Source organism: Solemya pervernicosa gill symbiont, from assembly GCF_002020875.1.
In the GTDB taxonomy this organism is placed as follows: domain Bacteria; phylum Pseudomonadota; class Gammaproteobacteria.
Window position 1 is genome coordinate 1 of the sequence record NZ_MPRL01000046.1, and the last position, 18621, is coordinate 18621.

21 protein-coding genes are annotated in these 18621 nt (G+C 55.0%); 3 read left to right on the forward strand and 18 right to left on the reverse strand.

Translation table 11 applies throughout. The features are described from left to right. Positions 1-226: 226 nt before the first annotated feature. From BOW52_RS10710 to BOW52_RS10760, 11 genes are read right to left on the reverse strand one after another with little or no spacing between them, the layout of a single operon-like run. Positions 227-802, reverse strand: coding sequence for a hypothetical protein (locus BOW52_RS10710; RefSeq protein WP_135622282.1), 576 nt, complete (start codon positions 800-802; stop codon positions 227-229). A 30-nt stretch (positions 803-832) separates the two neighbouring features. Then, entirely contained in the window at positions 833-2056 is a 1224-nt protein-coding gene (locus tag BOW52_RS10715) for a type II secretion system F family protein (RefSeq protein ID WP_078484078.1), read from the reverse strand. Positions 2057-2064: 8 nt separating this feature from the next. Next, complete coding sequence (locus tag BOW52_RS10720; protein WP_078484079.1) at positions 2065-3822, reverse strand: GspE/PulE family protein; 1758 nt, start codon at positions 3820-3822, stop codon at positions 2065-2067. Positions 3823-3849: 27 nt separating this feature from the next. Further along, complete coding sequence (locus tag BOW52_RS10725; protein WP_078484080.1) at positions 3850-5286, reverse strand: tetratricopeptide repeat protein; 1437 nt, start codon at positions 5284-5286, stop codon at positions 3850-3852. Beyond that, positions 5283-6197, reverse strand: a complete 915-nt coding sequence (locus tag BOW52_RS10730; protein WP_078484081.1) for an ExeA family protein — start codon at positions 6195-6197, stop codon at positions 5283-5285. The genes BOW52_RS10725 and BOW52_RS10730 overlap by 4 nt, the downstream gene beginning before the upstream one ends. Positions 6198-6242: 45 nt before the next feature. Continuing rightward, positions 6243-7997 carry a pilus (MSHA type) biogenesis protein MshL gene (gene mshL / locus BOW52_RS10735; protein ID WP_078484082.1) on the reverse strand — a complete coding sequence of 585 codons (1755 nt, stop codon included), beginning with the start codon at positions 7995-7997 and terminating at the stop codon, positions 6243-6245. Next, positions 7994-8344: a hypothetical protein gene (locus BOW52_RS10740; protein ID WP_135622284.1), complete on the reverse strand. Its 351-nt coding sequence runs from the start codon at positions 8342-8344 to the stop codon at positions 7994-7996. The genes mshL and BOW52_RS10740 overlap by 4 nt, the downstream gene beginning before the upstream one ends. A 6-nt stretch (positions 8345-8350) precedes the next feature. After that, positions 8351-9016 carry a hypothetical protein gene (locus tag BOW52_RS10745; RefSeq protein WP_078484084.1) on the reverse strand — a complete coding sequence of 222 codons (666 nt, stop codon included), beginning with the start codon at positions 9014-9016 and terminating at the stop codon, positions 8351-8353. Then, the gene (locus BOW52_RS10750; RefSeq protein ID WP_078484085.1) at positions 9013-9621 is read right to left on the reverse strand and encodes a PilN domain-containing protein; all 609 of its coding nucleotides are present in this window, start codon (positions 9619-9621) and stop codon (positions 9013-9015) included. The genes BOW52_RS10745 and BOW52_RS10750 overlap by 4 nt, the downstream gene beginning before the upstream one ends. Next, on the reverse strand, positions 9621-10592 hold the full coding sequence (locus tag BOW52_RS10755; RefSeq protein WP_078484086.1) for a type IV pilus biogenesis protein PilM: 972 nt from the start codon (positions 10590-10592) through the stop codon (positions 9621-9623). The genes BOW52_RS10750 and BOW52_RS10755 overlap by 1 nt, the downstream gene beginning before the upstream one ends. A 55-nt stretch (positions 10593-10647) precedes the next feature. Next, positions 10648-11628 carry a dihydroorotate dehydrogenase gene (locus tag BOW52_RS10760; protein ID WP_078484087.1) on the reverse strand — a complete coding sequence of 327 codons (981 nt, stop codon included), beginning with the start codon at positions 11626-11628 and terminating at the stop codon, positions 10648-10650. Positions 11629-11647: 19 nt separating this feature from the next. Between BOW52_RS10760 and trmL the strand changes: the two genes are divergently transcribed. Beyond that, positions 11648-12112: a tRNA (uridine(34)/cytosine(34)/5-carboxymethylaminomethyluridine(34)-2'-O)-methyltransferase TrmL gene (gene trmL, locus BOW52_RS10765; protein WP_078484088.1), complete on the forward strand. Its 465-nt coding sequence runs from the start codon at positions 11648-11650 to the stop codon at positions 12110-12112. Between the two features lie 7 nt (positions 12113-12119). Here trmL and BOW52_RS10770 read toward each other — a convergent pair whose 3' ends face one another. The 7 genes from BOW52_RS10770 to BOW52_RS10800 form a co-directional block, all read right to left on the reverse strand. After that, positions 12120-13127 (reverse strand): NAD(P)H-dependent glycerol-3-phosphate dehydrogenase, encoded by a 1008-nt coding sequence (locus tag BOW52_RS10770; RefSeq protein WP_078484089.1) that lies wholly within the window; start codon positions 13125-13127, stop codon positions 12120-12122. A gap of 25 nt (positions 13128-13152) precedes the next feature. Then, positions 13153-13635: a protein-export chaperone SecB gene (gene secB, locus BOW52_RS10775; protein WP_078484090.1), complete on the reverse strand. Its 483-nt coding sequence runs from the start codon at positions 13633-13635 to the stop codon at positions 13153-13155. 60 nt (positions 13636-13695) lie between these two features. Continuing rightward, a complete protein-coding gene (trxC, locus tag BOW52_RS10780) occupies positions 13696-14130 on the reverse strand; it encodes a thioredoxin TrxC (RefSeq protein WP_078484091.1) in 435 nt (144 codons plus the stop codon). 11 nt (positions 14131-14141) lie between these two features. After that, positions 14142-14399 (reverse strand): glutaredoxin 3, encoded by a 258-nt coding sequence (gene grxC / locus BOW52_RS10785; protein ID WP_078484092.1) that lies wholly within the window; start codon positions 14397-14399, stop codon positions 14142-14144. A gap of 32 nt (positions 14400-14431) precedes the next feature. Beyond that, a complete protein-coding gene (locus tag BOW52_RS10790) occupies positions 14432-14863 on the reverse strand; it encodes a rhodanese-like domain-containing protein (RefSeq protein ID WP_078484093.1) in 432 nt (143 codons plus the stop codon). A 32-nt stretch (positions 14864-14895) separates the two neighbouring features. Beyond that, positions 14896-15111 carry a YgaP family membrane protein gene (locus tag BOW52_RS10795; RefSeq protein ID WP_078484094.1) on the reverse strand — a complete coding sequence of 72 codons (216 nt, stop codon included), beginning with the start codon at positions 15109-15111 and terminating at the stop codon, positions 14896-14898. Between the two features lie 116 nt (positions 15112-15227). Beyond that, complete coding sequence (locus tag BOW52_RS10800) at positions 15228-15539, reverse strand: ArsR/SmtB family transcription factor (protein ID WP_236725712.1); 312 nt, start codon at positions 15537-15539, stop codon at positions 15228-15230. 224 nt (positions 15540-15763) lie between these two features. Between BOW52_RS10800 and gpmI the strand changes: the two genes are divergently transcribed. Then, positions 15764-17320, forward strand: a complete 1557-nt coding sequence (gene gpmI, locus BOW52_RS10805) for a 2,3-bisphosphoglycerate-independent phosphoglycerate mutase (protein ID WP_078484096.1) — start codon at positions 15764-15766, stop codon at positions 17318-17320. Positions 17321-17366: 46 nt separating this feature from the next. Then, a complete protein-coding gene (locus BOW52_RS10810) occupies positions 17367-18506 on the forward strand; it encodes a murein hydrolase activator EnvC family protein (protein WP_174672713.1) in 1140 nt (379 codons plus the stop codon). The last annotated feature ends 115 nt before the right edge of the window (positions 18507-18621 follow it).

Genomic DNA, 18621 nt, shown 5'->3' on the forward strand with positions numbered 1-18621 from the left:
TCGTCGTTCGCTCGCGCTCTCAACTACGAATAGGCAGACGGCGTCGACTATCGCGGACTAACCGCCTTCGCTTCGCTATCCATAGCGGTCAGCGAATGCTATTAGTTCAACAACGGGCGCTATACCGCATAGAAGCTATGGCCCGATACTAGCGCAGCGCTACAACGCATAGCAAGAACATTTTCCTGAAAAATTATGATGCTAGGGCATCTTAATGTGAACGACTCTAGCTTTTCTCGCTCTCCAACCAGCGGTATCTATCGAGCACCTGCAGTGAGATCGCTCTCACCCGTTCACCCGCATCGTGGCTACCGTTTCGATTATCGTCCTCATAGTCGAGCAGGAGCTGTAAACGGATCCGCTTCGGTCCGGTAAGCGTGCTCTCAAACGCCTCGTCAAAGAGGACACGATAGACCAGCATCCGTTGCTGGCGGTCGAAATACCAGCGGTGGACCGGGATTTCGGTTGGCGTGAGCGTGTCGCGCTCACCGATGTAGTTCCACGGCAACTTACCAGCTACGATCCCGGCATCCGGGTCGTTGCCGAGCAGACTCATCGGATTGACTCGATCGAGCCTCGCCCATCCCATCGCCCCCTCTTTAACCACAATCGACGTCATTCTCGCTGCCAACGCACTCTTTAGCGAGGCGATCAGATGCTCGACACCGACTCGCTCAGCGCTCATCCGCAGTGTCCAGATTCGATCGGTAGCCACCGTGATTAAGACGCCCAGCAGCACCAGAATCACCACAAACTGGGTGGTCGAGGCACCCCGCTCTCTTCTCGATTTAATAGCGCTCAATCCGGCAGACTCCCTTGCCCAGGTGATGGCTCAACGCTTGGCAATCTGGGTCAGATCCCACATCGGCAGGAAGATGCCGAGTGCCAGAATCAACACCAGAATACCGACTGCTACGATCAGAATCGGTTCGATCGCCGAGCTAAGACTCTTCAGGTCGTAGTCGACCTCTCGCTCATAAAAACCACCCACCTCATCAAGCAGATCGTCGACCGCACCGGTCTCCTCGCCGACGGCGATCATCTGTAGCACCAGCGGCGTAAAGAGTGAGGTAGCGGTCGCAGTGCGCAACAGTGAATCACCACGCTCGATGCCGTTTCGCATGCTATTGATGCGTTCCGAAACGAAGCTGTTATCAACTGCGCGCGCAACGATAGTAAGTGCCTGCACCAGCGGTACGCCGGCCCGGGTGGTCATCGCAAAGGAGCGAGTGAAGCGCGCCAGAGTGGCGCGCATCAATAGGCCTCCCACGAGCGGCAGACGCAGCTTGCGCCGGTCCCAACGGTAACGCCCCTGCTCTGTTTTTAAGTAAGAGCGCACAGCAATAATCGTGACTATCAGCAAACTCAGGATGTAGGGCCAGTAGGCGACCGTGAAGTTTGAGGTGTTGATCAGCAGTGATGTCTGCCACGGCAGATCCATATCGAATTTTTCAAAGACACCTGCAAAAGCGGGAATCACAAAGATATTCACAATACCGATTGCGATGGCGATGAAGATAATGACAAAGGTCGGGTAGCGCATCGCCGCCTTCACGCGGTCGCGGGTATCCTTCTCCATCTCCAGATACTGCGAGAGTTTCACAAACGCCTCATCGAGTTGACCAGTGTTCTCACCCACCTTCACCATATTTACCATCAGGGTGGAGAAGATTTCAGGATAGGTGGCCATTGCAGTGGAGAGTTCTCGGCCGCTCTCAAGATCGGACTTCATGCGATGCAGTGACTCGACCAGCTGTGCGTTACGTGATGTCTCAGCAAGGCCGGTAATGGCCCTTATGATCGGTACACCCGCCTTGGCCAGGGTGTACATCTGGCGACAGAAAAGGATCAGATCATCGAGTTCGGGACGGCCGATACCGAGCTTGCGCTTGAGATCAGCCAGTACATCCTGCTTCTCCGCCACCTCATCGATGCTAATCGGAATGATGTCGCTATTGAGCAGCTGTGAGGCGACCAGTTCGCTCGAAGCAGCCTCCAGTTTTCCCTCAACCGCCTCACCGCGTTTATTACGCGCCTTATAGAAAAAGGTCGTCATCGTTCAGCCTACGCCTCCGCCTCGGGTGATTCACCAGCTTCAACTACAGACTCTATGGACTCGATCTCATCGATTTCACCCGAGACGCGCACTACCTCCTCAAGACTGGTAATACCTTGGCGTGCATAGTCGAGCGCATTAAAGGCTAATTTGCGGTAATCCTTGTTGGCTGCCGCTGCCTTGGCAAAGCCGCTCGAGTCGTTACGTCGTAGTGCATCGGCAAGCGGCTCGTCGATCTCCAGCAGTTCGAAGACGCCGATTCGCCCCCTATAACCTGTGTTATTGCAGTGAGGGCAGCCCGTACCCTTCTTAAATTCAATCGCGGTAAAGGCATCGCCGAGTAGATTGCGCAACCAGACCCGCTCATGAGCATCAGGCTCATAGGGTGCACTACAGTCGCTGCAGATTCGTCTAATCAGACGCTGCGCCAGGATCGCTTGCAGTGCGGTCGCGACCAGATACCCCTCGGCACCCATATCGATCAGACGGTTGGCGGTACTGACCGCATCATTGGTATGTAATGTGGAGAGAACCAGGTGGCCCGTCATCGCGGCGCGCAGTCCAATCTCGGCTGTTTCGGTGTCACGCATCTCGCCGATCAGAACCACATCGGGATCTTGACGCAGTGCGGTACGTAGAACACCCGCAAAGGTGAGGCCGATTTTTGGATTGACCTGCACCTGGTTGATACGCGGCAGTCGGTACTCAACCGGATCCTCAACAGTGATAATCTTGGTTTCTGGTTTATTCAGCTCACTCAACGCCGCGTAGAGGGTGGTGGTTTTACCACTACCGGTCGGCCCTGTTACCAGCACCAGGCCGTGAGGTTTATTTACATTCCTGCGCATGCGATCACGTATCGCATCGGGCATACCGACTTCATCGAGATTGGCCGTACCACCTGATTGGTCGAGCAACCGCATAACCACCGATTCGCCATACTGGATCGGCATGGTCGAGACACGTACATCAATACTCTTCTCTTTAATACGCACATTGAAGCGCCCATCCTGCGGCAGGCGTTTCTCTGAAATATTAAGATTGGCCATCAGTTTCATGCGCGAGACTAGTGCCGAGGCGATGCGCTTCTCATTCATCACCTGCTCCTGCAACACACCATCGATGCGTTGACGAATGCGCAGCACACTCTCGTCGGGCTCGATATGGATATCGGAGGCACCCGCCACCACCGCATCCTCAAAGATCGTCTGCAGAAGTCGCACTACCGGTGCCTCGCTGACATCGGAGGTACTGGCTAGCTGCGCCAGATCGATATCGGTCTCGGTCAGCTCCTCGCCTAGCTCCTCGGCAATACTGCTGATCTCATCGGTACGGCGGTAGACCTTGTCGATGGTGCTCATCAGATCCGACTCACGCACCACGGCCTGACGGATCGGCTTTTTCAGAATTCGAGAAAGATCATCAAAGGCGAAGATATCGAGCGGATCGGCCATACCGACCAGACACTCACCATTCTGCTCATCGAGCAGCAGCGCACGGAATCGACGCGCGTAGATTTCAGGGAGTTTACGCACCATCTCCTGATCGAAGCGGTACTGGCGAATATCGACAAAGGGGATCTGTAACTGTTGGGATAGAAACTTGAGCATCTGATCTTCGGTGATATAACCGAGATCGATCAATGCTGCGCCCAGTTTACGACCGCTCTTCTTCTGTTCAGAGAGTGCAGTCATCAGCTGCTGTTCTGAGATCGTCTTACTCTCAACCAGCAGGTCACCGAGTCTGATTTTTTTAGGTGCCGCCATCTATCTCACTCCCTCTACGCACCGGCTCTAGTCGAGCGCCCCGATACGTCCATTAACATAGTCGACAACGTTCGTCGGCAGGTTGCCACTACCTGCTGCATTTCGATATGACTGTAGTGCACTATCGAACTGATCGAGACTCTCCTGGGAGATCGCCAGCCCCATCCACCAGAGTCCCCTGCCGGGCTGTTGATCGACCAGAGCCTGGTAGTGTGACGCCGCATCAACGTGCTGTTCAAGCTGCTGCTCAAGGGCAGCAATCAGTGCTAGATAGTCCTGATCACTGTGTAGTGTTTTTTCATTCAGGTCACGTTTGAGTATATGCAGCGCTCGATCAACCTGTCGCTCTGCCACCAGTAGACGCGCATAGAGCTCACGATAGTTGAGGTATTCCCCATCAAGTGCGATGCCGTCGATGAGTATATCGCCTGCCTCTCGCAGGCGGTTAGCATTGATCATTAACATCGATAGTGACTCACGTGCGCCACGATGTTTTGCAGAGTAGGACAGCGTCTTGCGTAGGATGGACTCACTCTCAGCAATCTCTCCCCGTTCAAGCGTATCTACCGCCTGTTGATAGTACTGCTCCGCCTGCTCATCACGGCTCAATACTACAGCGCGCTTCTCAACCGTTGCATGAGGTTTCGGCTCAGGTACTTTGGCCACCTTATGTTTCTCTGCCACAGCCACAACAACAGGCTCCGGGTTCGAATCAGCTACAAAATCGAGCACTACAACATTGTTAGCCGCCGAACGTGCCGAGCTACTGCTCGCTTTGAGCGGCACGGCCCCCTGCATCACCACCTCCAGACGGCGATCTTTATGTTCAATATCGAGTTGTGAGACCACACCCAGATCCGTGGGTGGTGGTGGAACGCTCTTCAATTCTGCCTTTTCTATGATGAGTCGCCACTCTTTTCCTTCGCGTGCCGATACGAGCCTATAGTCGACGCGTTTATTGAAGCTAAATTTGAGTCGTGACCACTCATCTTTAGATTCCACCGCAATGCTTGATAGCCCCGCAAGCCTCTCATGCACAACCTTCGGCTCGGTCCGTTTTAGCTCCGGTTTATTTATCGGTAGTTCAGGTGCAACCCTGGTTGCTTGTACCAGAGGAATTATTTTCGCTGGCGCTTTTGCAACAGTTTCTGTTTTTACCACTTCCGCCTTTGCCTGCTCAGGCTCAGCTAGCGGTTCTGGCTCAACCACTCTCTTTTCAACGACAGGCTCTACTGTCGACTGATTCTCCGACACCTTAATGTCATCAGCACTAGACTTATTAATCATGCGCCACGCAGCCAGACCAACCAGCAGTGCGGCGACAAGCAGTGCCACTATCAACCAGACCGGTATTGTCGGTCTACGCTGAATGTTGCTGTTGAGATCGGTGTAGGGCACGCCTTGTGATGCGTTCACGCCCTTACGGCTCTCGAGGTCCTTGAGCATCTCATTGATCAGGCTCACGACAGACGACTCCAAATAACTACACCAATCACTACGGCTGAGAAGGTCAGCAGTGAGGCCAACCAGTAAGCCAAGATCGGCGAACGACTGAAGGTCGATGAGAGCACATCCGTAGAGTCCTGAATCGCTGCTTTCATATATCCACTGCGCACCTTCTCATCACCCTTACCAAAAGCGACCATTAAGGCCTTGTGGCTGAGTATATTGATAACACGCGGGATGCCACGACTACTGCGATAGAGTCGTTTCATTGCACCGGGTGTAAATAACTCGGTACCACGATAGCCGGCAACATGGAGTCGATAACGCAGGTAGGCAACCAGTGATGGATAGTCGAGTGGCTTGAGACGATGGCTAAAGGTGATGCGCTGTTTAAGCTGCCGCAAAGAGGGATGAGATATACGTTCATCCAGTTCTGGCTGACCAAACAGCACCACTTGCAGCAGTTTGCTGCTTTCGGTTTCTAGATTGGTCAACAGGCGCAACGCCTCTAATCCCTCATCGGGTAGCGCCTGCGCCTCATCAATCACGAGCACCACACGCTTACCGGCCGCGTGCTGCTCCACCAGATATTCATTTATCAGTTTAAGCAGTCGATGCTGTCCGATGTTACGTGAGAACTCGAGTCCAAGCTCATCGGCTAGCGCCATGCGTAGACCTGGTGCGGTCAACTGTGGATTGGGAATATAGGCGGTGACATAGTCATCACCGAGATCATTTAGCAGTGCACGACAGAGTAGTGTTTTACCCATCCCGACCTCTGCCACGACCTTGAGAAAACCTTCGCCCGAGCGGAGTGCCAGCAGCAGCATATTGTGTGCAGCACGATAGTCGCCGTACTCAAAGAAAAAACCTGTATTGGGCGTGATGGTGAAGGGCATCTCACTCAGTGCAAAGTGCTCTAGATACATTGCGCTTCACCCAACACCGACTCGGAATCCCTCTGTACCGACTGCTTATCGTTGACGCGTCTGACGACGCTCCATCTCACCGCTAAAACTATTGAAGCGTCCCTGTGATTTCTGCAGCTCACGAATCCAGTCTTTCTGATCCTTTACCACCATCGGGCGCAGCAGGATGACTAGTTCGCTCATCTGCTTGCTGTCACGTTTGTGGCGGAAGAGATTACCAACCATCGGCAGATCTCCCAGCCCCGGAGTTGCGGCACGGTCACGGCTGGTCTTGTCCTTCATCAGACCACCTATCACCACCACCTGACCGCTCTGCGCACGAATAATGGTGTCCGATTCACGTACGCTGCTGAAGGCCAACGGCAGGGTCTGATCCTGCCCGCCAACGGTGATGTGTTTGGTCTGGTCGGTGACCTCACTGACCGAGGGGTGGATATGCAGCGTGACAAAACCATCTGCGCTGATCTGTGGTGTCACATCGAGCGCAATACCGGAGAAGAAGGGGGTCAGGGTAATCTCTGGCGTGGTGGTGGTACCGCCGGTACCGCTGGTGGTATCGCTCTGAATTTCGGTTACAAAAAACTCATCATTACCGACCTTGATCACCGCCTTCTGATTGTTCATGGTTGCGACACGCGGACTGGAGAGCACCTGCACATCACCCTGCGATTTCAGTAGTTCAATAAAGGCGGTGAAGTCACCGCTGCTGAGCGCCAGACTGAAAACGCCGCCAAAGGCTGAGGTCGCTGTTCCGACCACCTGACTCAGCCCATTGGGATCAAGCACACCCGTATTGCCCGCTATCTCGGAAGAGCCATCAGCAATCGATGAACCACCGCCGGTCTGCCCGATCGTCAGAGAGCGATTTCTGCTGCTCTGCTCAGCCAGCGCCGACCAGTTGATACCAGACTGCGCGCCATCACTCAGCTCTACCTCGAGAATCTTCGCCTCAAGAATCACCTGTCGATGCATTACGTTTTGTGAGGTATCAAGGTAACGCTCCACCTCACGCAGCTGAGCAGGGCGTGCACGCACCACAACCACGCCCGACTGCGGGCTGACCACGACACTCCGACCCTCACCACAACCACCTACCGCTCCGCCACAGACAATGGTGCGTACTGCAAGATCGAGCTCAGTCCAGAAATCTGCCGTCGAAGCTGTGGAGATCAGACTGCCGCTAACCGCCTCGCTGGTCGTCGAAGTGCTTGAATCGGAATCATCGCTATCACTGGAGCTCTCGCTACTGGAGACCTGACCGGAGCTGACCCGTGTCTGCGATTCACCAACACGTTTTACGTTGAGATAGTTAACGGCAAAGATACGTGTCTGCAGCTCGGATGAGAGGACCTCGTAACCGGTTGAACTGCGCTCATAGGCGTAGCCATAAACACGACGTACCGTCTCCATCACCTCATCCACCGTCACCCGCTTCATGCTTAGCGAGATCTCCCCCTCCACCGATGGGTGCACCACCATGTTGGTATGGGTGCCCTTTACCAGGCCCATAAAGAATTCACGTGCCGGGACATTGTTGACGGTAATATCGAAGCGATTTTCGCGTGGCTGTCCCATCGATCCCATATCCTGAAAACCGGGCATCAATGCCGCCTTGACCTCTGGAGGTGGAATCTTCGCAGCTGGCTGCTCGACCACCTGGGTGCTCTGCGCCATCTCGCTATTGATGCTCTCAAGCGTCGCCGTACTCCGCTTCTCCATCAAGTTGCTGCATCCAGCCGATAGCACGACCGAACTGATCATCAGGGGTAACAAACGCTTCATCTTTTTACTTCCACTCATGGAGTTACAGACTCCTTCTGATAGGCTGTGGACGAGCTCGAAATCAACTCCAGCTTGATCGATTTACCGACACGCTTGAGCGTTACGGCATCACTCTCAATTTCAACTACCCGCGCCCCATCGACCATCTCACCAACGGCCACCACCTTATTGTTGATGACTGCAATACGTCGCTGATCGGAAACCAGGGTATAGCTCAGCGCCCACTTCTGCTGCGCTTTTTTGACGACTACAGGTTTAACCACCTTTTTCTTGATTGGCGGGCGCGTGGGGTCCTGAAGCTCTGCGGCAACAGGTAGCGCCATCGTCAACGAGAGCGCGAACACAATTGATGCCCTTATCTTCATCCGCAGCTACATCCCGATCCAGTTTTCATTAAAGCTGAGTGTGTTGACCACAATCGATGCACGCGACTCGGGGTAACGCTCCACGTTGTAGGTCAAGGTATCCCAGTAGAGGCGCCATGGTAGCGCTTCAAGCTTGCGTAGATAGGCGAGAGTTTCCAGATAGCCACCCTCAAATTCAATCCGCAGGCCGTGCTGGTAGATTCCCCCCAGTGGGCGACTCTCTTCATCTTCATCTTCACTTTCGCCACCGACAACCGCTGGCTTTAGGCTCTCAACCTTCAGCAGCTTCAAACCCTTCTCATCTTTCAGTACTCGCTCAAGCAGGCGTGTCATCTCACTGGGTGGAATCAGCTGCTGAGAGAAGTCGTAGAGTTCGGCATCGAGCTTATTAAGCTGCTGCAGATGGCGTTCGATCAGCTCACGTGTCTCTCGATCGGGATCGGCACTCTTGCGCTCAGTGATTTCGACCATCGCCATGGTAAGGGTCTGAATCTCGGTATTGCCCGCCCGTTCTCTCGCCAATTGCGCCTTCTCCTGCTTGGCCATCGGCTGGAGCAGTAACGTATCGAAACCGGTAAAGAGCAGCGCGAGTAGCACCAGCATAATGAGCAGGCGCTCACGCATACTCATCAGATCGATCTTCTCATTCAGCTGATTAATTAAAGCGTTCACGGCTTCGCCTCCTGCTCAGCGGCACTCTGCAGTGAAAACTCAACCTCTCGGCTCTTTTGAGTCGAACGTGTCATGGAGAAGATGGCAAACTCGCGCCCCTTAAAGACCTTCTCCACGGCCAGCTGCTGCAGATAACGCGGTAGCAGATCGGCGCTGTAGGTGCTCCCCTTGATCTGCATCTGCTCGCCACCGCGCTTTATAGCGATGTTGCTCAACCACAGTTTGTCGATCCGCTGACGTGCCATCCCCTCCATATAGGCGGAGAATCCTTCGGTGTTGCCAAAGTAGCCGCTGTTGAGCAGTGCCAATGCGTGCTGTTTAGCCTGCTGAGTAACGCGTATCTGCTCCAGTCGCTTCTCCAGCAGCTTACTCTTCTGCTTGACCGGAAACGCCTTCTCGAGCTTCTCGTTCTCGGCGCGCATCTGCTCGACGCGCTGCTCCAATGCCTGTAGCTTCGTCTCACGCTCCTGATACTGCCACTTGCTGTAACCGATATAGCCACCACAAAGCAGAACAAATAGCGTGGTGAAAAGAACCATCGAACCGAACGAGAGCGGCTTGCTCTTACGCTTCAGGACCGGCTGATAGAGATTGATCTGCTGCATTAGGACTCTTCCTGCACGATGCGTAGCGCTGCACCGATCGCCATCAACGACTTGGCACGCTTCTCGGCCTCAAACTGCTCAATCCCAGGCAGCTGCGAAGAGAGGTCGAGTTCGCTGGTCGCGAGCCCCATGTTCTGCGCGATATAGGAGGTCATGCCGGAGATCGATGAACCGTTAGCGGCAACCATCAGTGTCTGCAGCGGTGGCTGTGCGTAGAAACGTTCGTAGTAGTCCTGAGATCGCTGGATCTCAAGAATCAGTGTATCGAGCAGCTGCTGCTGTTCGGCACTGATAAACTCATCACCACTGTCGGCCAGATCCTCCACCAACAGTGGTACGTCGAGGTTGCGTGCCAGATAGAGCAGCTTCTGCCGGGTGATTAGAATCTGCTCTTGATCGTGCTCCATCGCCAACAGCGCAACGCCCGCACCATCTTCCGGCAGCATCGAAGTAATGTTGCGCAGTGCCAGCTCGGGAATATCGATGGCGTGAATATCGAGACCGCTAGACTCGATCTTCTCAACGCGCTCTTTGATCAACGAGCTGCGTGCCACCACGGTGTTCATCATATTACTGCCGCCGCGCTGCGCATCGGCCGGTAGATCGAACACATCGAGCACTGCGTCATCAATATGGAAGTCAATTAGATCGCGAATGCTCCAGCGCAGTGCGGAGCGTAGTTCACTATCGGGAACGTCAGGGGCTTCCATCTGCAGCAGCTGGTAACTGCCCTGCTCCATCACCGCAACGCAGGGGAGGCCTTTAAGGCGGTGCGCCTTGACCAGCTCCTCAAGAACCGCGCCATATTCGTGCGCCTCACAGGCGCGAAAATCGCACAGGGTCAGCCTGGGTGGCTGTGATCGAGAACGTACCACACGGGCAACGGCGATACCGGCACGCAAAAATGCGACACCCACCATCTGGTCACCACGCTTACGTTTGCCGAAGAACGGAATCAGCCCAACCCCCAAGTTAAGATCTAATGTTATTATTCTACGTCAGGATAGTTTCTCAACACTCTGTTTGTCAACGATTTTCAGGATTACTATCACAAGCTGAAACCGCACCATTCAGGCTCAGAGTGCCACTCAGCTGTGCGACGCTACTCAGCTCATGGCGTTTCAGGTAATCAACGATACCCTCATTAATCTTGTTACAGACCAGCGGATCGTAGAAGAGCGCCGTTCCAACCCCCACGGCTGAGGCACCCGCAATCAGAAATTCGATCGCATCTTCCGCCGTGGTCACACCACCCTGTCCGATGATCGGCACCCCGTGATCGCAACAGACCTGATGCACCTGATGCACCTTAAGCAGCGCAACCGGCTTGATTGCTGGCCCCGAGAGCCCACCCTGGTTGTTTCCGATGATCGGAGTACGGCTCTCGATATCGATCGCCATACCCATCAGGGTATTGATCACCGCAAAGGCATCACTACCGGCACTGATACAGCGTCGGGCATTGTCGGCGATATCGGTCTGGTTGGGTGAGAGCTTGGTGATCAGTGGCTTCGATGTGACCTTGCGGCACGCCTCAACGACACGCGCTGACATCTCCGGATCGTTACCAAAGGCGACACCACCCTCTTTAACATTTGGACAGGAGATATTGATCTCGATCGCATCGATCGCCGAGTCTTCGAAGCGCTCGGTGACCTTGATGTACTCCTCGATAGTGGAGCCGGAGACATTGGCGATAAAGCGGGTCTCATCAAAGTCGAGCTGCGGCAGAATCTTGTCGACGACGTGATCAACACCCGGATTCTGCAGGCCGATCGCATTGAGCATGCCTTTGGGCGTTTCGTAGACACGGTGCGGCGCATTGCCAGGGCGCGCCGTTCCGGTGGTCCCCTTTAGGCAGACAGCCCCCACATCGCGGTTGGAAAAGCCCTCGATGCGCGTGTACTCTTCGCCAAAACCGACGCAGCCCGAAAGCAGCACCAGCGGGGTATCGAAGCGCATTCCACAGAACTCGCTCGACAACATACCTTTCTCTTCACTCTTCATAGGTCACTACTTACTTAATATGTTTCACATCGCCCTGTATGAACCGGAGATCGCCCCCAATACAGGTAACATTATTAGGCTCTGCGCCAACAGCGGCAGTCAGCTGCATCTGATCCATCCACTCGGCTTCGAGCTTGATGACAAGCGCTTGCGCCGCGCGGGACTCGACTACCATGAGTTTGCAAATGTGGCCGAGTATGACAGTTTCGCCAACTTCCGAGAAGCACTGCCAGAGGGAAGGGTTTTTGCACTCTCGACCCGTGGCCGAGAGAATTACGATCGTGTCGCCTATAGAGCCGACGATATCCTGCTCTTCGGTCCCGAAACCCGCGGTCTCCCTGCTGAACTACTGGAGTCACTGCCCACTGAGCAGAGGCTGCGAATACCGATGATGCCCAACAATCGCAGCCTCAACCTCTCCAACGCCACCGCACTGGTGCTCTACGAGGCGTGGCGACAACACGGCTTCAGCGGCAGCGTTTGACCTAAGGCTACAGCTCGGGGCGCTGCTCTCTTCCCAGCAGACTTTGTACCGCCTGTTGCGGTGCCAGCCCCTCAAAAATCACCTTGTAGACCTGATCACAGATCGGCATCTCAACTCCGGCCATCGCGGCACGGCGCTTCGCCTCACGTGAACTCTCGATCCCTTCGATTACCTGATCGATCGAGGCGCGCGCCTCATCGACACTGCTGCCCTTACCCAGCGCCAGACCGAAACGGCGATTGCGCGACTGGTTATCGGTGCAGGTCAGGACCAGATCGCCGAGTCCGGCCAGCCCCATAAAGGTCTCGGCACGCCCACCCGATGCCACACCTAGCTGTATCAGCTCATTCAGACCACGGGTGATCAGTGCGGCACGGGTATTGGCGCCAAATCCGAGCCCATCGGCGATGCCTGCGGCAATCGCCAGCACATTCTTGATCGCACCACCCAACTCAACACCGGTGACATCGCTGCTGGTGTAGGCACGTAGATGATCATCGTGAAGTGTTTCGGCAAACTCGATAGCGAACCGCTGATCATTGGAGGCAACGGTCACCGCCGTCGGTAAACCCTCAGCAACCTCACGGGCGAAGGTGGGACCGGAGACAACCGCAGTGGGAATCTCATCGCCCAGCTCTTCACTAAAGACCTCATGCAGGAACTTGGCGCTCTCCTGCTCAAGGCCCTTACAGGCCCAGGCGATTCTCTGCTTGGGTTGAAGGTAGGGTGCAAGCTTCTGCAGCGTCTCGCGAAAGGCGTGGCTCGGTACCACGACCAGAATATCGTGCGCATCGCACAGAGACTCTTCGATAGAGTCGTAGGCCTTTAGATTCTCAGGTAGAGGAATACCCGGCAGAAAACGGCAATTCTCTCCCTCAGAATTGAGCTGTTGGATGTGCTCAGGCTCATGCCCCCAGAGCTGGACATCAGATCCAGCCCGGGCGAGCAGTAGGGCGAGCGCCGTTCCCCAGGATCCTGCACCCAGAACGGCAATCGTCTTACGCGGCTGCGCCATTCAGAAGCTCCTGGTGAATTCGAATTTAGTGCGCTGTCTCTTCCACTGCAGGTGCCTGACCCTGCTCCTGAAGGTGCTGTGCGTAGAGTGCATCGAAGTTGATTGGTGCCAACATCATCTGCGGGAAGCTACCCTTATTGACCAGATCGGAGACCATCTCACGTGCATAGGGGAAGAGGATATTGGGGCAATAGCTGTGCACCATGCCAGCCTGGTCGTTCTCGCTAAAGCCGCTCATGGCAAAGATACCCGCCTGCTGCACCTCGGCCAGGTAGACGGTCTTCTCGCCCTGCTTGGCGGTGACCGTCACGGTCAGCAGCACCTCGAACACCCCATCGGTAAGCTTGGTAGCCGCTGAATTGAGATCAACCGTCACCTCAGGTTCCCACTTCTCGGTAAAGATCGCTGGCGAGTTTGGGGTCTCGAACGAAACGTCCTTTACATAGATACGCTGGATGGCGAACTGTGGCTCTTTCTGCTCGGGTGCGGCGTTGCTGTTCTCAGTCATTAGCTTTCCTGTCTATGTCGGTACCGCATCGACTGCGGCAAGGGTGGTATTCGGAGGCTGTCACAGATTCTGCTGCAGCCAGAGTCTCAAATTTTGTAGATCCATAGCACCGGCACTTCGTGCCACCTCACGACCACTGCGGAACAGCAGTAGACTTGGGATGCTACGAATGGCGAACCGCGCTGCTAACTGCTGATTTTGTTCGGTCTCAATCTTGATTAATCGCACCTGGGGTTCGGCCTCTACTGCAAACTGGCTGAAGACAGGAGCCATCATCTTGCAGGGTCCACACCACTCGGCCCAGAAATCGACCAGCAGCGGCAGATCACTTCGCTGCAGATGTTTCTCAAAACGAGTGCTATCGAGGGCCAACGGTTGCGCGGTGAAGAGTGCCTTACTGCAGTGTCCACACTTGCCGCCTGCGGCGAGCTTCTCAGCAGGCAGACGGTTTACACCATCGCAGTGCGGACAGACAACATGCAGTGCATCACCCATACGGGCTACCCTTAGCTCAATCCCAGCAACGGATCGAGTTCGTCATCCATATCGAGCTCATACATATCGTCAAAACCACCGATACGGCGCTCATCGATGAAGATCTGAGGCACGCTGTCACGGCCACTGAGACGTTCCATTTCGGGTCGCAATTCAGGCTTCTCATCGATTCTAAACTCTTCGAAGCTGATGCCCTTTTTCTCGAGCAGCATGCGCGCACGCACGCAGTATGGACATGAACCGGTACTGTAGATGACAACGTTCGCCACTATGCTTACCTCATTAAAATTGGGATTGGAGCCTATTTCTTGCGGCTCACCGGAAGGTTGGCATTCTGCCACGCCATAATTCCACCGCCAAGGTTGTAGAGTGTCTCGAAACCTTCGCGCTTGAGCATCGACAGCGCACCACGAGAGCGGTGACCGCTACGACAGTATGCGATCACCGGCTTGCCCTTGTACTTATCGAGCTCCTCCATACGGCGCTGCAGATCACCCAGCGGAATGTGAATGGAATCGTTGATATGGCCATCCTGGCGATACTCTTTATCGTCGCGAACATCGAGCAAGACTGCATCATCATGATTGATTACGCGGGTCGCCTGCTCCGGAGCAATATCTTCGTAACCACGGGTGCGCCGCGAAAACTCTTCAAAGAGAATCATCGTGAAAACGAACAGCAGGGTCATAAACAGCACCCAGTTCTGCGTTGCGAAAGCGATAAAATCTTGCATGGCTACTTAACCCGCCTGTTATACGATCTTGATTAATTTACGCCAGGCTTCTTGATGCCCAGAGCCCAGAGGATGTTGTCGAGAGGACAGAACTTGGTAAATCCACTCTGGAACAGGTTAAGGCCTACGAAGGCTGTAAACCAGAGCCAGTTGATGTTGTGGAAGATGGGGCTCGCTTCGATGCCCAGTGCCAGGGTCAGCATGATAAAGGTTCCAGCGATAATACGAACTACACGATTGCTATCCATTGTGAATTCTCCGTCAGTACATGTGGTGAGTTGTTAAAAAGTTCCGACAAACCACCCTGCCGACTGTATCGTCGGCTTGTGGTTATGATGATGTGGTTTATCGAGTGGTAATTGCTTTAGGCACGAGTACAGAAGACATCGCGCATCATGCCAATCAGCTGCAGAGTGCGACTATCGCCAACGCGGTAGAAGACTCGGTTGGCATCCTTACGAGAGGCAAGAATGCCCTTATCGCGAAGAATGGCCAGGTGTTGCGAGATATTGCTTTGTGAAGTACCAACACGCTCGACGATATCCTGCACACTAACCTCACGGTCTCCCAGTGTGCAGAGTATCTTCAAACGCAGCGGATGAGACATCGCCTTGAGCGAGCGCGATGCACGGTCAATATCCTCATCCTGAGTGATCAGGCTTTCATATTCGGTCATAATTTCCAATTCCATAGCACCTAGTTTCTGTTCTGAAATGGCGACAATCAAAGAAACGCTATACAATAATATACTGTAATAGCATTGGTTTCCCAACTTCTCGTGTACAATTCACCGCTCGACAGCCTTCGACAGGTCGGCAAGCGGGCGTAGCAAGCGTTCGGAACAGAAGCTAGACTTACCCCAATTTATCGTCACAACCAACCTACTGTTAAGCCAGATCGATGCCAACAAATGCCAGGCCACTGCTACTCACCATCCTTGATGGTTGGGGTTACAGCGAAAACACCTCCTACAACGCCATCAATGATGCGAGCACCCCTGTTTGGGATGGGTTGTGGGAGCGCTATCCCCACACCCTGATCCACACATCCGGTGCGGAGGTGGGCCTGCCGGCCGACCAGATGGGCAACTCCGAGGTTGGACACCTCAATCTTGGTGCCGGTCGCGTGGTCTACCAGGAGTTCACCCGCGTCAGCCGTTCGATCAAGACCGGCTCTTTCTATAACAACAAAACGCTCACCGATGCGGTCGATCAAGCCATCGAGAGCGATAAGGCGATCCATATCCTCGGTCTGCTCTCACCCGGTGGCGTACATAGCCATGAAGAGCATATCCACGCGATGGCCAAATTGGCAGTAGAGCGCGGTGCCAAACATGTCTTCCTGCACGCCTTTCTCGATGGCCGTGACACCCCTCCAAAGAGCGCTGCGGTCTCACTGCGCTCGATGCAGGATGAGTTCAACAAACTTGGCAGCGGTCGTATCGCCTCTATCGTTGGTCGCTTCTACGCCATGGATCGCGACCATCGCTGGCCACGTATTCAGGCCGCCTACGACCTGATCACTGGCTGCAAATCGGAGTATGAGGCGCCTGATGCGATCCGTGCCCTTGAGATGGCCTACGCGCGCGGTGAGACCGATGAGTTTGTTAAGCCAACCTACATTGCCCAGGAGGGTGATGAGAAGGCGTGCCTGCAGGATGGCGACACACTGATCTTCATGAACTATCGCTCCGATCGCGCTCGTCAGATCACGCGACCCTTCATTGAGGACGACTTTGATGGCTTTGAACGCGCCGTCACACCTAAGCTCGGTGCCTTTGTCAGTCTTACTGAATACAATAAAGAGTTCGATATTCCGGTCGCCTTCCCGGCCGAGCGACTCAATAATGTACTGGGAAAACACCTCTCCAGCCTCGGCATGCGCCAGCTGCGTATCGCTGAGACCGAGAAATACGCCCACGTCACCTTCTTCTTCAACGGTGGCGAGGAGCAACCGTTCGAGGGCGAGGACCGCATCCTGATCCCCTCACCCAACGTCGCCACCTACGATCTGCAGCCGGAGATGAATGCCAACGAGCTCACCGACAAGCTGGTCGAGGCGATTGAGGGTGGCCAGTACGACGTGTTGATCTGCAACTTCGCCAATCCCGACATGGTCGGCCATACCGGCAACTTCGATGCCGCCGTTGAGGCGATTGAGGCCCTCGATACCTGTCTGGGCCGCGTCTACATGGCAATCGAGAAGAGTGGCGGTGAGATGTTGATTACCGCCGACCACGGCAACGCCGAGCAGATGCGTGGTCTCGATACCGGGCAGGCCCATACCGCCCACACCAGCAATCTGGTGCCGCTGATCTACGTTGGACGCGAGGCCAGAATGCTCGACAACGGTGCCCTCTCCGATATCGCCCCCACCATGCTGCGCCTGATGGATCTCGAGATCCCGATGGAGATGAATGGACACCCGTTGGTCGATTTTGAAACCGACGAGTCCTAAACCGCGCACCACCCGCCCTGCCACCCAACTCCGGTGGCTACCCCTGTTGGCCCTCCTGCTGCTGCCCACCCTTGTGATGGCGCAGAGCGCCAAGGAGCGCCAGCAGAAAGCCGACACGCTCAAACAGCTACGCAGCCAGATCACCACCCTCACCCGAGATCTGCAGAAGGCCCGTGGTGAGGAGAGCCAACTGGCTCGCTCACTGCGCAAGACCGAACGCGCTATCGACCAGATCTCCCGTGACATGCGCCTGATTGAGGGGCGCCAGCAGCGAGAATCGAAAACACTCTCACGGCTCAAACAGGAGCTCAGCGGCCATCAACAACAGCTGCAACAGCAACAGACGCGCCTACGCCACCAGCTGCGTTCCGCCTATGTAATGGGGCAGCAGGGACAGATCAAACTGCTGCTCAACCAGCAGGAGCCTGCCACCGTCGGTCGCATGATGGTCTACTACGACTACATCAGTCGCGCCCGCAGTCGCGAGATTGAGAACATGCGCGAGAGCCTTACAGCGCTGCAACAGGTCGAACAGCAGATTACTCAACGCCTGGCTGAGATCGATCGCCTCAAACAGGAGGCCGACCGCAAGCAGCTGGCACTTCAATCTGAGCGTGCGGAGCGCAAAGAGACCCTCAAACGACTCAAGGCGGAGATCACCAGTAGCGATCGTCAGCTTGTCAGTTACAAAAAGAACGAGAAGCAGCTGGAGCTACTGCTCAAGGCACTCGATCAAGCGTTGGCCGACATCCCCGAGCGCGACACCCGCCCCTTCAACAAACGCAAAGGCAAGCTCAGCTGGCCCACCAAGGGCCGCTTGGCAGCACGCTTCGGCACCCAGCGTCCGGTTGGTAACCTGACCTGGCGGGGTGTACTGATCGACAGCAAGGAGGGAAGCACGGTCAACTCAATCTCACAGGGGCGTGTTGCCTATGCCGACTGGTTACGCGGTTTTGGTCTGCTAATCATCATCGATCACGGTGGCGGTTATATGTCACTCTACGGTCACAATCGCAGCCTGTTTAAAGAGGCCGGCGACTGGGTTGAGACCGGCGATTCGATCGCCAGTGTTGGTGATAGCGGTGGTCAGGACCGGCCCGGTCTCTACTTTGAAATTCGTCACAAGGGCAAACCGATCAATCCGGTTCGCTGGTGCCGCCGGGTACGTAATAACCGTACCGGCTAATCGGCAGCCAAAGCGTTACGAACAGGCGTCGAACTGTGCTAATGTCGCCGCATATCGGTCAGTTATAGAACATCGCCAGCTCTATACTGTCCAATACCCATAACTCGGGACTGGG